Origin of the sequence: uncultured Marinobacter sp., assembly GCF_963974375.1 — a bacterium.
Classification (GTDB): domain Bacteria; phylum Pseudomonadota; class Gammaproteobacteria; order Pseudomonadales; family Oleiphilaceae; genus Marinobacter.
On record NZ_CAXBDN010000004.1, the window covers coordinates 1 to 14,811 of the forward strand.

The window sequence follows — 14,811 nt, forward strand, 5'->3', positions numbered from 1 at the left end:
ATCGAGAAAACCCTGGACCTGAACGAGCTGTGCATTGAGCATCCGGCAGCGACGTTCTTTGTTCGCGTCCAAGGCGAGTCGATGATTGAGGCGGGGATCTTCCCGGACGACGTACTCGTCGTCGACCGCTCCCTGCGGGCGGGGCATGGGGACATCATCATCGCCAGTCTCCGTTCGGAAATGACCGTCAAGCAACTGCATCTGACTCCACCGCCCGTCCGGTTATTGCCCCGTAACCCCGCCTTCGCGCCGATTGTTCTTGGCGAGGACGACGTGCTGGAGGTCTTTGGCGTGGTAACCAACGTGGTCCGCTCACTACGTCGTGGAGGTAAGGCGTGATGAGCAGCCAGCCTGTGTCCTTCGTCACCGTCCGGCGGCGATTTGATTTCCGCAGTATCGAGGTGGGCCGCTGGGTAACGGAGCCGGAGAGAGATCGGGCCGCCGTTCACTTCTACCAGGCATTGTGCGATCTGATGACGGTATTGAACGGCCCGGAACCGCTCATTTCCCTGCGAGGTACCCTGGGGCTCCAGTATGGCATTGGCGGTCGTCCTGGCGTGGCAGCTCACTACATACCAGCCACTCGTCAACTGGCCCTGGCCAAGAATGCCGGTGCCGGCAGCCTGGCCCACGAATGGTTCCACGCCTTCGATCACTATATGGGGGGCAAGGCTTTTCGGTCGCCCCGGAGCACTGCGTTTGCATCGAGTGCCTGGCTGGACAGCGTTCAGCGCAAACCGCATCCATTGAACGATCTTCTGGGTGAGTGTTTCCAAGCCATTTTGCTGAACGAAGAGGGGACTCAACCGAGCGAGCTGTTCCAGACGTCCCGGCAAGCGGACAAGGAGTTGAAGGTGCTCTACTACGCCCGGCCGGAGGAACTCTGCGCTCGAGCGTTCGAAGCCTTTGTGGAAGACCGCGAGCCGCACAACCGTTTTCTGGTCAACGGCACCGTTCATTCGGATGAAGCCCGGTCGGGACTGTATCCTCAAGGCGTTCAGCGTCAGCGCATCAATGAGGCCTTTGATGCGTATTTCCAGGCGTTGGGCGAGGCGCTCTATCGTCAGCAGGCCAAAGCCGGATGAAGCCATCGGTATTTGCGTTGGTGGACTGCAATAATTTCTATGCCTCCTGCGAGAAGCTGTTCCGTCCGGATCTCCGGTACACGCCGGTTGTGGTGCTGTCCAATAACGACGGCTGCGTGGTCGCCCGCTCGAAGGAAGCCAAGGCGCTTGGTATCAAGATGGGCGTGCCGATACAACACATCAAAGCCGAAATTCGTCGCTACGGCATTGAGGTGTTTTCGTCCAACTACACACTCTACGGCGATATGAGCCGACGGGTAATGACTACGCTAGAGGCATTGTCGCCCCGGGTGGATGTGTACTCAATTGACGAGGCCTTCCTGGATCTCACCGGAATCAACCGGGTAGTTCCCTTTGAAGACTTTGGGCGGCAGGTAAAAGACACCGTCTACCAGAACGTCGGGCTGTCCGTCTGTGTCGGGATTGCGCCGACCCGAACCCTGGCCAAACTGGCGAACTACGCCGCCAAGAAGTACCCCGCGACCGGAGGGGTTGTGGACCTGACCGATGCAATCAGGCAAAGGCGCCTCATGGAACGAGTCCCAGTCGGTGAGGTGTGGGGTGTCGGGCGCCGGATAACGGCTCGCCTGGAAAGCCTGGGGATTACCACAGCGTTGCAACTGGCCGAGGCAGACCCTACCACATTGCGAAACCAGTTCTCTGTGGTACTGGAGCGCACGGCCCGCGAGTTGAACGGCATCCCCTGTTTACCCTGGGAAGAGGCGCCTCAACCGAAAAAACAGATCATGTGCTCCCGATCCTTCGGTCAGCCACTGACACAACTGAAGGACCTGGAAGAAGCTCTCGCGCATTTTGCCACCCGGGTATGCGAGAAGCTCAGGGGCGGCGATCAGTTCGCTGGCGAGATCATGGTGTTTATTCGGACCAATCCATTCAGGCCTGAGGTACCTCAGTACTCCAGGAGTGTCACGACCAGGCTCATCACCCCGAGCCAGGATTCGCGGGTCATAGTGGATAAGGCGTTGGAGCTATTGAGATCCATCTACCGTCAAGGATACCAGTACGCCAAAGCGGGCGTTCTTGTCAGCGAACTGGTAACGACGTCGGTACGACAAGCGGATCTGTTTGAAGCAGAACCGGTTGAGACCGGGGGTGGCACCCGCTCCGAAAGGCTTATGGCTTTGATGGATCAGATCAATCGACGATCCCGGGGTGCCCTGACCACCGCAAGGCAGGCAGGTAACAATGCCTATGCAATGCGACGTTCACATCTCTCACCGGCCTACACTACAAATTGGCGGCAGTTGCCCGTCGTGCACTGAAATGGCTGGGTCACAGTCGTACCAGCAAAAAGGGAATCAATTACCCCGATTTTTGAGGCTTATGACGATGTTTTCGGTCAGCATGTCGACGTGCTGCCTCGCGCAGCCGAGTATTAGCCGGATGGGAGTTATTGAGTACCTCCATCATACGGTCAGCCTCTTCGTTCGTAAGCCTAATCGTTGTGGCTTCCCCAACGACTTCCTTGGCCATTTTGGTCGCGGCGTCGACCAGAAATTGGTTCATACTCCGTCCGGAAAACTCCGCCGCACGCGTAATGCGTTCGTGCGTCTCAGGGTCGACACGGGCGCACACGCGAGTGGTTCTGGTCTGATTGGTAGTCATGATGAAACCATGGCTTGGGATTACGCGAAGTCTGCCGCGCAGAAACTGTCGGATGAACAGGCATGGCAGCAGACACGACAACTGTATAAATGCCATCCTAGCAGCTTCTGTCGGCGGCGGATGGCCTTTTCATACCTATCAGGCGTAGGATCGTTTGGTACATAGCGTTTGGGAGGCTTGTCATGTGCGGGCGCTACAATGTGACTGATTCACCTGAGGTCCAGGAGCTAATGGGGCAACTTGGTCTGCCAGGTATTGCGCCGCGCCCTCAGCTGAATGTGCCACCTGGCGGTATCGGCGAATTCGTGATGGAGGCTGGCGGTGACCGTTATCTGGAACCCGGTATCTGGTCATTGCTGATCGAGCCCCGTCCGGAGGGGCATGGCTACCGGCCAAACCCGAAATTCCACACATTCAACGCACGCAGTGACCGGCTCGCTTCCAGCCCGCTCTGGAAGAAGGTCTATCCCTCCCACCGCTGCATTGTCCCTGTCAGCGCGTTCCACGAGTGGCAGGGAAAGCAGGTCTATAATATACACCCCGAGCGGGAAGCCACGGCTCTGGCCGGGTTATGGCAATCCTGGCACTTTGGGGAGGACCAGGTAAGCTCCTTCACTGTGATCACGCTGCCGCCTCACCCACGGTTCAGTCACATCCATCCGAAGAGCATTCCTTTGATGCTGAGGCCGAGGGACTTTGATCTGTGGCTGGATCCGGATTTTCATCACACGGACGCCTTTGCGCATTTTATGAAAACGCATATACCGGCGCCACTGGTGTGTGAGCCGGTCAAGAGTACCAAGGACCTGGCGCCTGTTGCGGAAGCCGAAGTTCTTGCGGCAGATTAGGTATTGATAAAGACTCAGAGAATGGAGCCTTTCAATGATTGGGGAAGAACAACCACACCTCACTGACCAACATGGTGACGCCGGCCTTCGCTGGCTGCTGGATCGTAGCGAACGGTGGGGCCTCACTGACTCGGAGTTGGCTTGCTTGCTGGGCGTACCTACCACTAGGTTACTTAGCTGGAAGGATCAGGTAGCGTCCGCTGAACTTGTGCCTCTACCGTCTGAAGTCTTGGAAAGGATTGGGTTGCTGTTGGGGCTCCATAAAGGGCTGGTTAACCTGACTCCAACCGGCCAAGAATCGGTGGCTGTGGAATGGTTTCAGAAACCTGTCGACCTTTGGGGGCTGGACGGAGAGTCTATTCGTTCATTTCTACTGAAAGACCCACGTACCAGCGTATTGATCCAGATGGTACAACGCATAAAATCGGCTGCCGTTTAAGGAACCCGGAACCAGCTCAGTCTATCTATCGGTGCTGTTTAAACGAGCTTTTTCTCGCTAACCCCCTGGTGCGCTGCCAGTGAGGCACCTGTAGTTACACGCCCAACACCTTCAACCAGATTTTGATTGCCACCGTTTGATACTCCTGCATCAGACTGATCAACCTGAGCCGCTGCTTGCTGGGTACAAGCTCCTCGGGTAGCAGAGGGTCCCGAATAATCTGACGAATGACGGATCGACCGAAGACCAGAGATTCCGCTGCGGCGGTTTCTGGTGGCAGACTTTCCAGTCTCCCCAATTGCTCGGACACCTGGTCGACCAAGTGTTTGTAGTCCCGAAGCAGCGATTGTTTATCCCAAAGTGACCTTGCTGCCTGCTCATCATGAGCTGAAAAACTCTGAATCGCGAAGACGTGCGCTTCAGCTGCCAGGCCCAGCCCCTGCAGGTCCTTGCGCAGGACCTTGACGCCACCAACCAGGTTATCCGGGCGACCGCCCTTGTAGAGCTGTAGTGGTGGGGTGAGTCGCGTAGCAGGCAAATTGTCAACCGACCTATCAGACATGCTTTGAGACGGCTTCTAGTCGGCCCCACCCATACCAATTTTGTGTGCCGCAGAATTCAATTATTCGTTTTGTGAATTCATTAAGCGTTGCCATTTCCTGTGTGAATGGACTTTTGGGTGCAGGCGGAAATTTCGGCATTTTTCTGTGGGACCATATTAGGGCAACGATCGATGAAGAGATCGATCCGTTTATTAGTCCGAAACAGATGGTCGCGCAGGAGCTCAATTCATGCAGTACTCCGAAACAAACTGGTTCCCAGGAATCCGATTCACAACTATACGGGTGAGTCAGCTGTCAGCAATCCCGGATATCGAACCCTCAGCGCTGGAGGTATTGATGGCGCCGATACCAGCGATGAGGGAGAAGAACGCTTTTACCCCGTCACTCGTTCAACTCGCAGCCATCCTTCATATGCCAGTGGTATGGCAGCCGGAGGCAGGCCAAAAAACATATCGAGTGCTCGCCAATCTACGTACGGCTGAGGTGTGCCGGCACCAGCTGGCACCCGGAGAGCGAATAGCCGTGCTAGTGGTTAGCGCGCTACCGACGCATATCTCGGTAGGGGAGCTTATTGCATTGGCTGGGTTCGTTTCCTCAATCTGGCATGGGCTAGATGCCGTCTCTTCTAGAAACCTGCTGAATCAGCAGGCGACGCTGATACACCCTTCGACTATGGCTCGCTATCTTCCTGAGCTGTCGACCAAATCCGGGCGCGAGCGTCTACTCGGCCAGAACCGCCGCTACCAAATCCCGGAACGGGCTCAGGTCCAGTCGCCTACATCGCAGGACTCCCTTGCTCTCGCGCTGGAGGATTGTGATGACTGAATTCGTCGAGCTAACGTTGCAGGACCAACTGACAGATCTGGTGCGCCCTCGCCTTGATTGGTTTGAGGCAAGAGCGATTGAATCTGGTTTGGCAAAAATTGTCCCTGAATTCGAATCCTTGGGTATTGACCTTCCGCATAAAGAGACGCTCCTCACAATCTGCCGCGACGGTCGCATCGGGGAGACAGTTGAATTTGATAAAAAGACCACCAAAGGCGTCAAGGGACTGAAAGGCGAGTTTCCACAGCACGCTGGCATCATCGAGCTAGGCCAACGAGACCGGGTATCTGGAACCCTCTTGCGGCTGTCAGCTCTCATTATCGTATGCGTGAGCGATTGGAATCGTAGACTCGAAGCCGTCGATAGAGGTGCACAGGAGGTTGTCGTATTTAATCGACGTGTAGAAGGCGTTTGGCGACAGATTCGTCTGATTTCGGAGTCAGGACTAAATTATCTGCCGCCGGTAATTGGTGACGTGGAAGAGTTCTACAGCCGCCTGGAAGACACGCTGGAGGATATCGATCCGAGAGAGGCCGAGGCGCTAGGTCAGGATTATAGCTACCTCACTGAGATCGCGAGATTTTTCAATTTTTATTTAGGTGGCGGGCGGATTTACCAGCGCTCCCGAAAACACGGAGACCAGCCACGGAAGATTAGGCCTGTTTCTTTGCCTCAGAACGTGCTCGACACTGACCCTGATTCAGATCTGGAGGCAGATTCCTCTCTGGAAACCGCTGTTATCAGTCGTCGGCGCCCTGAGGAGGTGAGAGCGACCGAGCATTATCTGGCGGGCAACTCCCCTGATGAGGTCGAGGACGGTCCGCGGCTAATCAAATCAGCGCGTCCTATATCGACCGATTACGGAGGTAGCCCGGTGCAGGCCGCGATAAGGGTGGCCAACCGAAGAATTCATCAGCGGCGAGCCGCTCAGCAATTGCCCGGGCGTTGGCAGACGCTGACCGAGGCAGAAACTCGGTCACTCCTTTTAGCGATTCTGAATCCAGAGACGAAGCTTGGTCCGAGCAGCAGAGCACTCATTTTTTTAAGTCTGCTTACCGGGCGTGATGTCGAGGCGGTGTTTGAGACGAGCCTTGTTCGAAATTTCGACCAGGTACCAAAGGCCAACTCTATCCAGGATACAACAGCCATCTACTTGGTTGCGGAATCTCGGGAGTGGGTGGTCAAAACGCTTCAGCCTGAGTCGCGCCGGACCCGGAAGAAAGTTTGGAGAAGCGTTTTAGCGGACCACGAACCCCTACTTTTTCTCCCTATCCCAGGATCGTTTTGGGCTGTGTTGGAGCCACTGGTTGCTGACAGGAAGGGACAAGCGAAAAAGCGATCGGTAAAGTTATTCAGCAATGTCAGCCAAGAGCACGCAAGCACAGAGATCAAAGCTTTTTTGTCGTCCATTAACCGAGGCAACAGAGGACGGATCACCCTTGCCCGTATTGCCTATCAGCTGACTGAAGATTTACACGCTGAATCTGGCGACCTGATTGAAGCATGCCTAGTCACAGGTCGTCAGCCGCCATACGGCGCCTCAGCGGCAATCTACTACCACCATTGTGACCGCCAGAAACTAATGGACCAGTATTCGAGCGTCACCCGCCGCTGGCAGTCATTGGTTCTCCCGGATAGCGCATCAGCGCCCGAGTGCCAACGAGCATTGATCGATGGAACAGTAGGGTCAGACTTGGTCATCGATACGCCAGTCGTCGCCGAACTGTTTCGCTCGCTTCGAGAGCAGATTGAGTATGACCGCGATCTCCTTGGAACACTTGAAGGCCTCCGCCTATTCCATAACTCTCTCACCAACTATCTTGTCCTCATGTTGTTTTGGATGACCGGGTATCGCGCTGTCCAAGACCCACTTTCGGAAGCTGGCGAATTTAATCGCAGACGACGGTGGCTGGTTATCGCTGACAAAACCGGGGATGGCTACGGCCACTCTCGCATGGTTCCAGTTTGTCAGGTTCTGGCGGATCAGCTGGCTGCCTATCACTCTCACGCCGAATGGCTGAGGAACCGTCTGTCACTGATTATTGAAAACCGACAGCATGGGACTTTTTTGTTCTACCTCGACAAACAGCTCGACGAGGTTCAGTTGCGTCCAGCGTCAATGGAGACCTTGCTGGAATGGGCCTACGTCTTGCCCTTAAACCTCAATCGCCACTGGCTACGCGGTGAGTTGCGTCGACTCGACGTCTCTGGACCCTACGTTGATCGCTTTATGGGGCACTGGTCGATGGGGCAGGAACCATGGGGGCGGTTCTCAGCGGTTGACCCTGTCGATTTTCATGGGGTTCTGGACAGTGCACTCGGTCAGTTGGCCGAGAAAATCGGTTTGCAGGTGGTCGAGGGGATTGCAAGATGACTGACAGGTTCGATGGCGTTTATGAGCCGTGGGTTAGCCCGATCTCAAAGCTCACCAGAGCGATAAAAAAGCACGGCAGCCAAGATTCGTTGGGCGCCAAGCGACGGGAATTTAATCGCATTAAACAAAAACATGCCTGGCTGTCAGCGGCGATCGAACGTCTTCAAGAGGGGTACCCACAACTCTATCAAGGGGTGCCAGACATTGAACTATCGCCCGAGCAAGTCGACGATCTTTTTGCGGCGGTTTGCCAGGATGCCGGCGGATACCAACTCAGGGAGATTCAGCATTACCTGGTGGTTGGGCTAGCACAGGGTGTTAGAGAGTTGGGTTGGCAAATGCCCGTGCCGGCACCGATAGCAATCAGCCGGGTTGAGTCGTCCAATGCAAATCCGGAAATGTTCCGGCGCCTCCAGCAATTCGATGAGTTGGATAACGCGTTCTACACTCGGCTGGAACGCGGCGAGGGCGCAGGAAAGCCGGACATCGTACATGACGCAGGCGAACTGTTGTTCTCGTTCTGCTTTCATTCCGGAGTTTGCAACAAGACATGGCTTAAGGAGATCCCGAACGGTATTCGTGCAGGGGCGGGTATTGAACAGGGTATCGTCTGGCTGGACCTGGGTGAGGAGAACAACCTCGAGAATACCGATTACCAGGACCGAAGAAGGCGCGTATTCCTGGCGCCGGTTACCCAAATCCTGCTTTGGCGCTGGTATCAACGCCGGGGAAAGACGTGGCCTAGAGATCCCAAGTCCCGAAAGATCCAGTCGTTCGATTATCTGTTGGAGCAGTTCACGAAAAAGCTTTGTCAGTTGGCGGGACTCCCCTCCAGTGTTGCTGGTAGTTGCCTGCGCCTGTCCGAGGCAAATCTCGTAACCACGCTCCCAAGCACCATCGTTCATTATCTGCTTAGCAATCGAATCGGAGCGCCCTTGACTGCCGTAAATTGGCATCGATTGCTGACCGATCAGCGAGATAAAACCACTCAGGCTGGTAAAGATCGGAAAGCGGAACTCATTACGGCCGTAAAGCAAGTCCGGGTAAGCGGGCAATTCCCGGATCAGAAAAAGCTCTATAAGGAGTTGCTCAAAGGCATCAAGGACGAACCCAATAATGTGGGCCGCGAGTTCATCAGCAAGTTCGTGGACAAAGAGGGGGTCTCCCCAATCCTCCAACTGATGGCCAGTTGGGCAGGTCACCTTCTCGAGCACGGTGGCGTGGTAAAAAAGAAGCTTTCTGACCGCTCAGTTATTCGGTATCTCGACTGGATCAGGGGCCTTCTCGTATATGCGGACGATCTGTCCGACCCTCTGAACGTGGACGAGGACAGCTGGCAGGCGATCTATGACGAGATCGTAGCCAATGCTCACGGAGCAGTGGCTGACTGTGCCGGACGATTATCCGCTTTCCATCAGTTTTTGGTGCAGGGGTACGGTATTCCACCGGTCGACATCGCCGGTATGAGTGCTGACCGGCAGGTAGATGCCCGCATCCTGACGCCTCGTGAGTACCAGAGGGTGCGACAAGCGCTCCAGTACCGGGCTGCTCATGACGATCTCGCAGAGTGCCAGGAGCTCATTCTGATCTTGGGTTACCGGTTGGGACTCCGTCGTGGTGAGGCCTATAGCCGATTGTTTGGTGATTTCGCCGGGCTTGATGACCCGCTCGTCGAAAAGTCCGAACTACTGGTCCGCCCCAACAAAAACGCGCGGATAAAATCGGAAACCTCCACGCGCCGTCTGCCGATTCATATCCTGCTGACCCAGGATGAGCTGACTACACTGCGTCGCTTTTATCGACGCCGGCAGAGCGTTGTTGCAGGTAATGCTGCAAAAAGGCCGGTGTTTGCGGAGGTCGCGGGTGGATACTGGCCGGCCGTCACTTCGAGGGTTTTCGACCCGATTACCGAGCTCCTCCAAGAGGTCACGGGCGACGAGAACTTCCGGTTTCACCACCTTCGGCATTCATTCGTCACGTTCACGTTTTTGCGATTGTTCGAACGGGAGCCGAGTGAGTTTATCCCCCAGGAATGGCGCCAGGACGAGATGGGTGTCGATCTGCTACCTGCAGTAGATCAATGTCTTTGGGAGCAAGCGGGGTTATCAGATAGTGGGCAGGGCTTATGGCAGTTGGCGATGTGGGCTGGGCACGCCTCTCCTCAAGTAACTCTGGAATGCTACTCCCATCTGCTGGACTGGGTAGTCGCCTGTTATCTGAACCAGCGCCATGATCCAAAGCTGAACCTTGAATGCCAGCAAGTACTGCTTGATAAGTCACCTTCAGCGTTGGAGAGGTACCGGGGCCGTAAACAGCTTATCGGGTCGCCGACACCGGCAAGTGAGCTGTGTGCAGTATTGGCGGAAAGCTGGCCCGTGGCCGGTCGAAAAAAGCCTCCTTCCATGCAAGAGCACCAGCCGCTTGTCCATGAAAACAGTGAACTGCGAATCAAGATTGGATGGATGGACGCATACAACCTGCAGCTGTGGTCAATTCAATCGGTAATGGAACACGGCGTGGAGAAGCCTCGAGGGCTTACGAAAGCTGCTGAGCTAGTGGGCATATCCAGTGAGACAGCCGAAAGCTGGGATCGAAATGCCAGGTCTCTCATGTCCATGACAACCAACCGCGAGCGAGCGCCGCACAATCAATCCGCCCTGGTTTCGCCCAGCCCCAGGCCTAAGCTATCACGGGGCACAGAAGACGTTATGCGGTCGCTGGAGGAAAAAGATCTTTCGCGTCGTTTGCCGGAACTTCCAGGCCAGTTCCTGGCGCCGCCCAATACGCCAGATACCCAAAACTACGCCGAAAAGTATTTCTTGGGGCTTATTGATTGGTTTGAACGTGACCCTGAGCATGCGGAACTGTGTATGCGAGCGGCTCTGGAGAGCTCCCAAAGGAGCAAGTCTAAGATCCGACCGGACGGAGCTGTTCGGCAGCGATTGTTTTTCGACTTGCTCCGTGAGTTAGGACTCAAGAGCCGGACAACGCTGGCTATAAAGATTGCTCCAGAGACGGACCGAAAGCGGGTCAAAAAATTCTGGTCTGACTATTTCGGAGTCCCTCCCTCGAGTATTACCTGCAAACTGGAAACGCTACCGCAGAAACTCGGCATCAATGGTCGCTGCCATATTTCGGTAGCTGCTCCACCGGCCCTCGATAAAGGTCAAAACTTGTTCTGGTCAACGTTGCGATTTGCGCTGCTTTCGGCGTATGTCGTCTGCGCAAAAGAAAGCGTTGGCGGGGAGGAAGGTTGATGCCCTTCTCATAAAGGGTCAGGCGGCTGCTAAGAACCTAGCAGCCGCCGCCAGGCTAGCAGGGCTCAATAGCCTGGACGTGCAGATTAGACGCCCCGGGTTGGCAACCAATCCGCAGCACCGCAGAAACCCGCTGCCCCGGGGTGGGATACCACCCCGATGGCATGCGGAGCTCATGCATGATGGCCACGGCATGCCTCCCTCGGCAGAGAAGGACCAGGCGCCACACCCTAAGGCCAAAATAACGTTTAGGCATTAATTGCGTGCTCAGAATGGTGAACCGGTCCGACCAGTACGCCAGACGAATCTCGGCCTGTTGAGCGTCAGCCATAGTGGACCTCCAGCGTATTCAAGTCGTACTCCAGCTGGCGAACGAACCAGGCAAGACTTTCCTCCCCGGGCAGCATCCGGTGAGCGAGCATCTGACGGCACACCCAGGTCTCCAGTGCCTCCAGATTCGATCGTTCACCACCCAGTCCCAGGTGCAGTACCAACCCTCTCCCTTCGGGAATCTGGAAAGCCGCATTCAACGCGCTGGCCACATTGCGAATCATCCTCCTCTCGCGGGGAAGAAGGTTTGTCAGCGGAACGAACGTTAAACCTAGCGTGGTATCGCTGATATCGAACTCAGTTTTCATAGCTAGCCTCCTCACCCGTTTCCGCTGAAGCATCGAACTCGGTAATAAGAAGCCGCTCGAACGCGGAACCATCACGGCGGGTCAGGTTGGGCACATAGCGGCTATAGACCCGGAACAGCATCTCGGTTGTGGTATGCCCCATCTGCCGGGCAATCCACTCCGGGTTCTCGCCAGCGGCCAGCCACAACGTGGCGGCAGTGTGGCGGGTCTGGTACGGCCGGCGCTTTCGTAGGCCCAGATGGCTGAGCAGGGGATACCACACTCGTTTGGTAACGTTGTTGTGCTCAAGCGGATTGCCTGCGCCATTACAGAACACAAAGGTGTTGTTGCCGGTGGCCTTGCGCTGGTCCTTCAGGGCGTCGTAGACCAGTTGAGGCATTTCAATGTGCCGGTAGCTGCCGTCGGTTTTGGTCTGCTCGATTTCCCCATTCACCAGAGCCTGGCGAACCAGAATCTGCCGCCGCTGAAAATCGACGCAGTCCCACTGCAAGCCGTCGATCTCACCGGTCCGAAGACCGGTAAAGAAGCGAACGGTGTAGTAGTTCCTGAAGTCCGCCCGAACCGTGGCGAGAATCAGCCGAACCTCCTCCAGCGAAAACGGCTCCACATCGGACCGCGGCACCTTCAGTGATTTGATCCCCTGAAAGGGTGAGGTAAACTCATACCGGTTGGCTGCCTCTCCCAGAATCATGCGCAAAGGCGTCATGATGCGGTTGATACGGCTGGCGGAAAGTGGCTTTTTGCTCCGGGTCTGAACTTTGGCGAGGGACGCCCGGAACGAAAGGATTTCCTGCCTGGTGATGTGGCCAACCTCCTTCTCCCCGAACTCCGGGATCAGGTAATTCTTCAGAGTGCCTTCGATCGTGGTGATGTGTGACTTTCGCCACTGCACCCGCATCTCATCCATCCAGGTTTCACAAAACTCACTGAACAACGGCGTGTCGTGAGCTTCGCGAGAACGCCGGAGCTCTGCTTGCCTCGTGAACTCCTGGGCTTTGGGGCTGTTTGGGAAATATTTGTGGTACTCGAAAGTGCCCAGTGTGATTTCCGCTTCGATTCGTTTGAGAATCGCCTGGAGTTTTTTCCGGTTTGCGGGCGTGTTATCAAGAGCGGTCTGCTCTCGGCAGCGCTTACCTCGAAAATGGAAATCGAAAAACAGCTTCTGTGTTGCTTCGCGTACTCGAATGCTAGCCATGCATACGTCCTCCGTTGGCCATAGGAATAGAAAGTGAGTGGTGGCCGGAGTGCAGCGCCATATCTCGCTGGATGGGCTCCCACATGTAAAGAATTTTCCGGCCGCCAAACGGCCGAATGTAATGAACGCCTTCGAGGAGCACGGAGTCTTTCAGGCGCTCGCGAATCGTCCGGGCTTCATAGCGAATCCGTTCTGCAAGCTCTTCGGTGGTCAGGTATTCGGTAGTGTTCATATGTTTCTCCTAGGCTTTCTTTGTAGCGTACAAGCTACATATTAAGCCTATTTTCGACGCTGTCAACAGTCTTTTGTAGGTTTTAATCATCATTGGATGCGGGTTTGCGTCTTATGAGGTATCATCGCTACACACTCAAAGGCCTGCCGACCATGATCAGATTTCGTCTAAAAGAACTAATCGCAGAGAAGGGATTTCAAGAAAATCGAAGGGTTACGCTGGATGAGGTTTCGAAGGAGACTGGAATCCACAGGACGACGCTATCCAAAATTGCGAACCAGCGTGGCTATAACACCACGACCGAGATTTTGGATAAGTTGTGTGAGTTTTTTGGAGTGCCGCTTGAGGCTGTTGCTCAGCATGTTGATATTGAGAGCGAAAGTGAGGGTTGAGGGGGACTACTTAATACGTTTTTAAGGAGTCTGTGAGTTTAAGGCAGCGTGCAGATTTCCGATCAATCCCAAACTGCTTCGATCAACATAAGGGCAGGCAAGCACAACCTCTCGGGAATTTAAAATACTCCTTTGATTGATGAGGTCGAACTGGCGGGCGTAGCTGAGAACAAGATTCGAGGTAAAGAATGGTTCAATTGCTAATGACGAGTTGTGCTCGCTTTGCTCAACGATTGAGGCTAACCAAGGCTCGTAAATGAAGAAAGTATCGTGCATTGATTTATTTTGTGGCGCCGGCGGACTGACCCATGGCTTCGTGCTTGAAGGCATGCCAGTCGTTGCTGGGATTGACATGGATCCGGCTTGTCGCTTTCCGTACGAGGCCAACAACAGCGCCAAATTTGTAGAAAAAGACGTCAGTAAAGTCACCACTAACGAATTGAGCGAGCTCTTCGGCGATGCCGAGATAAGAATCTTGGCTGGGTGTGCACCCTGCCAGCCTTTTTCAACTTATGCGCAGCGGTATGAGATAGATGGCAAGGATGGTAAATGGGGGCTCTTGTACGAGTTTGCTCGATTGGCTAAAGGATCGAAGCCTGACATCATAACGATGGAAAATGTTCCAACTGTCGCGAAACACGAAGTTTTCCAGGATTTTGTCGACACGTTGAAAGGGCTTGGTTACAACGTTTGGTTTGATGTTGTTGATTCATCCCAATACGGAGTTCCTCAGACGCGTAGGCGTATGGTTTTACTGGCATCGCGCCATGGTGAAATAGCCATGATTAAACCCACTGTCGAAAAGCCCAGAACAGTAAAACAAGCGATAGGTCGACTTCGCCCTCTAAGTGCCGGAGAGGCAGCGCCGAGAGATAAGCTACACGTTTCGTCCACGCTGTCGGAAAAAAACCTCCAGCGCATCAAAGTTTCAAAGCCGGGTGGCACATGGCGTGATTGGCCTGAGCATCTTGTCGCGGATTGCCATCGTGCCGCAAGTGGCAAGACTTACCCGGGTGTTTATGGCCGCATGGAGTGGGACAAACCAGCCCCTACCATGACTACGCAGTGCTATGGCTTCGGCAACGGTCGATTTGGACACCCAGATCAAGATCGTGCTATCACACTACGAGAAGCCGCTATTATTCAAAGCTTCCCCAGGGATTACGCGTTCATTCCTAAAGGCGGAGAGGTAAGTTTTAAAGTGTTAGGGCGCTTGATTGGTAACGCTGTCCCTGTTGATTTGGGACGCGCGATCGCGAGAAGTATAAATACTCATATTTCTGTGATAGCCCAAAGGCAGGAAGTGAAACAAGAAAAATTAGACGTCGTTTAACGCA

The 14,811-nt window shown here is 54.8% G+C and carries 13 protein-coding genes; 9 read left to right on the forward strand and 4 right to left on the reverse strand.

The window, feature by feature from the left end; all coding sequences use genetic code 11:
• The 4 genes from umuD to AAC035_RS00555 all read left to right on the forward strand — a co-directional run.
• Nucleotides 1-339: translesion error-prone DNA polymerase V autoproteolytic subunit (gene umuD, locus AAC035_RS00540; RefSeq protein WP_339798878.1), on the forward strand; the 339-nt coding region annotated here is incomplete at its 5' end.
• Nucleotides 339-1,085, forward strand: coding sequence for a CLCA_X family protein (locus AAC035_RS00545; protein ID WP_339798881.1), 747 nt, complete (start codon nucleotides 339-341; stop codon nucleotides 1,083-1,085). The genes umuD and AAC035_RS00545, both read left to right, overlap by 1 nt.
• Nucleotides 1,082-2,368, forward strand: coding sequence for a translesion error-prone DNA polymerase V subunit UmuC (gene umuC, locus AAC035_RS00550; RefSeq protein ID WP_339798884.1), 1,287 nt, complete (start codon nucleotides 1,082-1,084; stop codon nucleotides 2,366-2,368). The genes AAC035_RS00545 and umuC overlap by 4 nt, the downstream gene beginning before the upstream one ends.
• Before the next feature lie 525 nt (nucleotides 2,369-2,893).
• Complete coding sequence (locus AAC035_RS00555; protein WP_339798886.1) at nucleotides 2,894-3,559, forward strand: SOS response-associated peptidase family protein; 666 nt, start codon at nucleotides 2,894-2,896, stop codon at nucleotides 3,557-3,559.
• A gap of 533 nt (nucleotides 3,560-4,092) precedes the next feature.
• Here the strand turns inward: AAC035_RS00555 and AAC035_RS00560 are convergent.
• Nucleotides 4,093-4,560 (reverse strand): hypothetical protein, encoded by a 468-nt coding sequence (locus AAC035_RS00560; RefSeq protein ID WP_339798889.1) that lies wholly within the window; start codon nucleotides 4,558-4,560, stop codon nucleotides 4,093-4,095.
• A 229-nt stretch (nucleotides 4,561-4,789) separates the two neighbouring features.
• On the opposite strand from AAC035_RS00560, the gene AAC035_RS00565 reads away from it, so the two are divergent.
• The 3 genes from AAC035_RS00565 to AAC035_RS00575 are packed head-to-tail and all read left to right on the forward strand — an operon-like array spanning nucleotide 4,790 to nucleotide 11,017.
• Complete coding sequence (locus AAC035_RS00565; protein WP_339798891.1) at nucleotides 4,790-5,386, forward strand: hypothetical protein; 597 nt, start codon at nucleotides 4,790-4,792, stop codon at nucleotides 5,384-5,386.
• Nucleotides 5,379-7,760 carry a hypothetical protein gene (locus AAC035_RS00570; protein WP_339798893.1) on the forward strand — a complete coding sequence of 794 codons (2,382 nt, stop codon included), beginning with the start codon at nucleotides 5,379-5,381 and terminating at the stop codon, nucleotides 7,758-7,760. Before AAC035_RS00565 ends, AAC035_RS00570 begins: the two co-directional genes overlap by 8 nt.
• Nucleotides 7,757-11,017 (forward strand): hypothetical protein, encoded by a 3,261-nt coding sequence (locus AAC035_RS00575; protein WP_339798895.1) that lies wholly within the window; start codon nucleotides 7,757-7,759, stop codon nucleotides 11,015-11,017. The genes AAC035_RS00570 and AAC035_RS00575 overlap by 4 nt, the downstream gene beginning before the upstream one ends.
• 323 nt (nucleotides 11,018-11,340) lie before the next feature.
• On the opposite strand, the gene AAC035_RS00580 is transcribed toward AAC035_RS00575, so the two are convergent.
• Genes AAC035_RS00580 through AAC035_RS00590 form a run of 3 tightly spaced genes read right to left on the reverse strand, consistent with a single transcriptional unit; the run spans nucleotide 11,341 to nucleotide 13,082 of the window.
• Nucleotides 11,341-11,655, reverse strand: coding sequence for a hypothetical protein (locus AAC035_RS00580; RefSeq protein WP_339798898.1), 315 nt, complete (start codon nucleotides 11,653-11,655; stop codon nucleotides 11,341-11,343).
• The gene (locus AAC035_RS00585; RefSeq protein ID WP_339798900.1) at nucleotides 11,645-12,850 is read right to left on the reverse strand and encodes a DUF3596 domain-containing protein; all 1,206 of its coding nucleotides are present in this window, start codon (nucleotides 12,848-12,850) and stop codon (nucleotides 11,645-11,647) included. Before AAC035_RS00585 ends, AAC035_RS00580 begins: the two co-directional genes overlap by 11 nt.
• A complete protein-coding gene (locus AAC035_RS00590; protein WP_058091260.1) occupies nucleotides 12,843-13,082 on the reverse strand; it encodes a hypothetical protein in 240 nt (79 codons plus the stop codon). The genes AAC035_RS00585 and AAC035_RS00590 overlap by 8 nt, the downstream gene beginning before the upstream one ends.
• Before the next feature lie 152 nt (nucleotides 13,083-13,234).
• Between AAC035_RS00590 and AAC035_RS00595 the strand changes: the two genes are divergently transcribed.
• Nucleotides 13,235-13,474 carry a helix-turn-helix transcriptional regulator gene (locus AAC035_RS00595; protein WP_273166720.1) on the forward strand — a complete coding sequence of 80 codons (240 nt, stop codon included), beginning with the start codon at nucleotides 13,235-13,237 and terminating at the stop codon, nucleotides 13,472-13,474.
• Nucleotides 13,475-13,730: 256 nt separating this feature from the next.
• Nucleotides 13,731-14,807: a DNA cytosine methyltransferase gene (locus AAC035_RS00600; RefSeq protein ID WP_339798909.1), complete on the forward strand. Its 1,077-nt coding sequence runs from the start codon at nucleotides 13,731-13,733 to the stop codon at nucleotides 14,805-14,807.
• The last annotated feature ends 4 nt before the right edge of the window (nucleotides 14,808-14,811 follow it).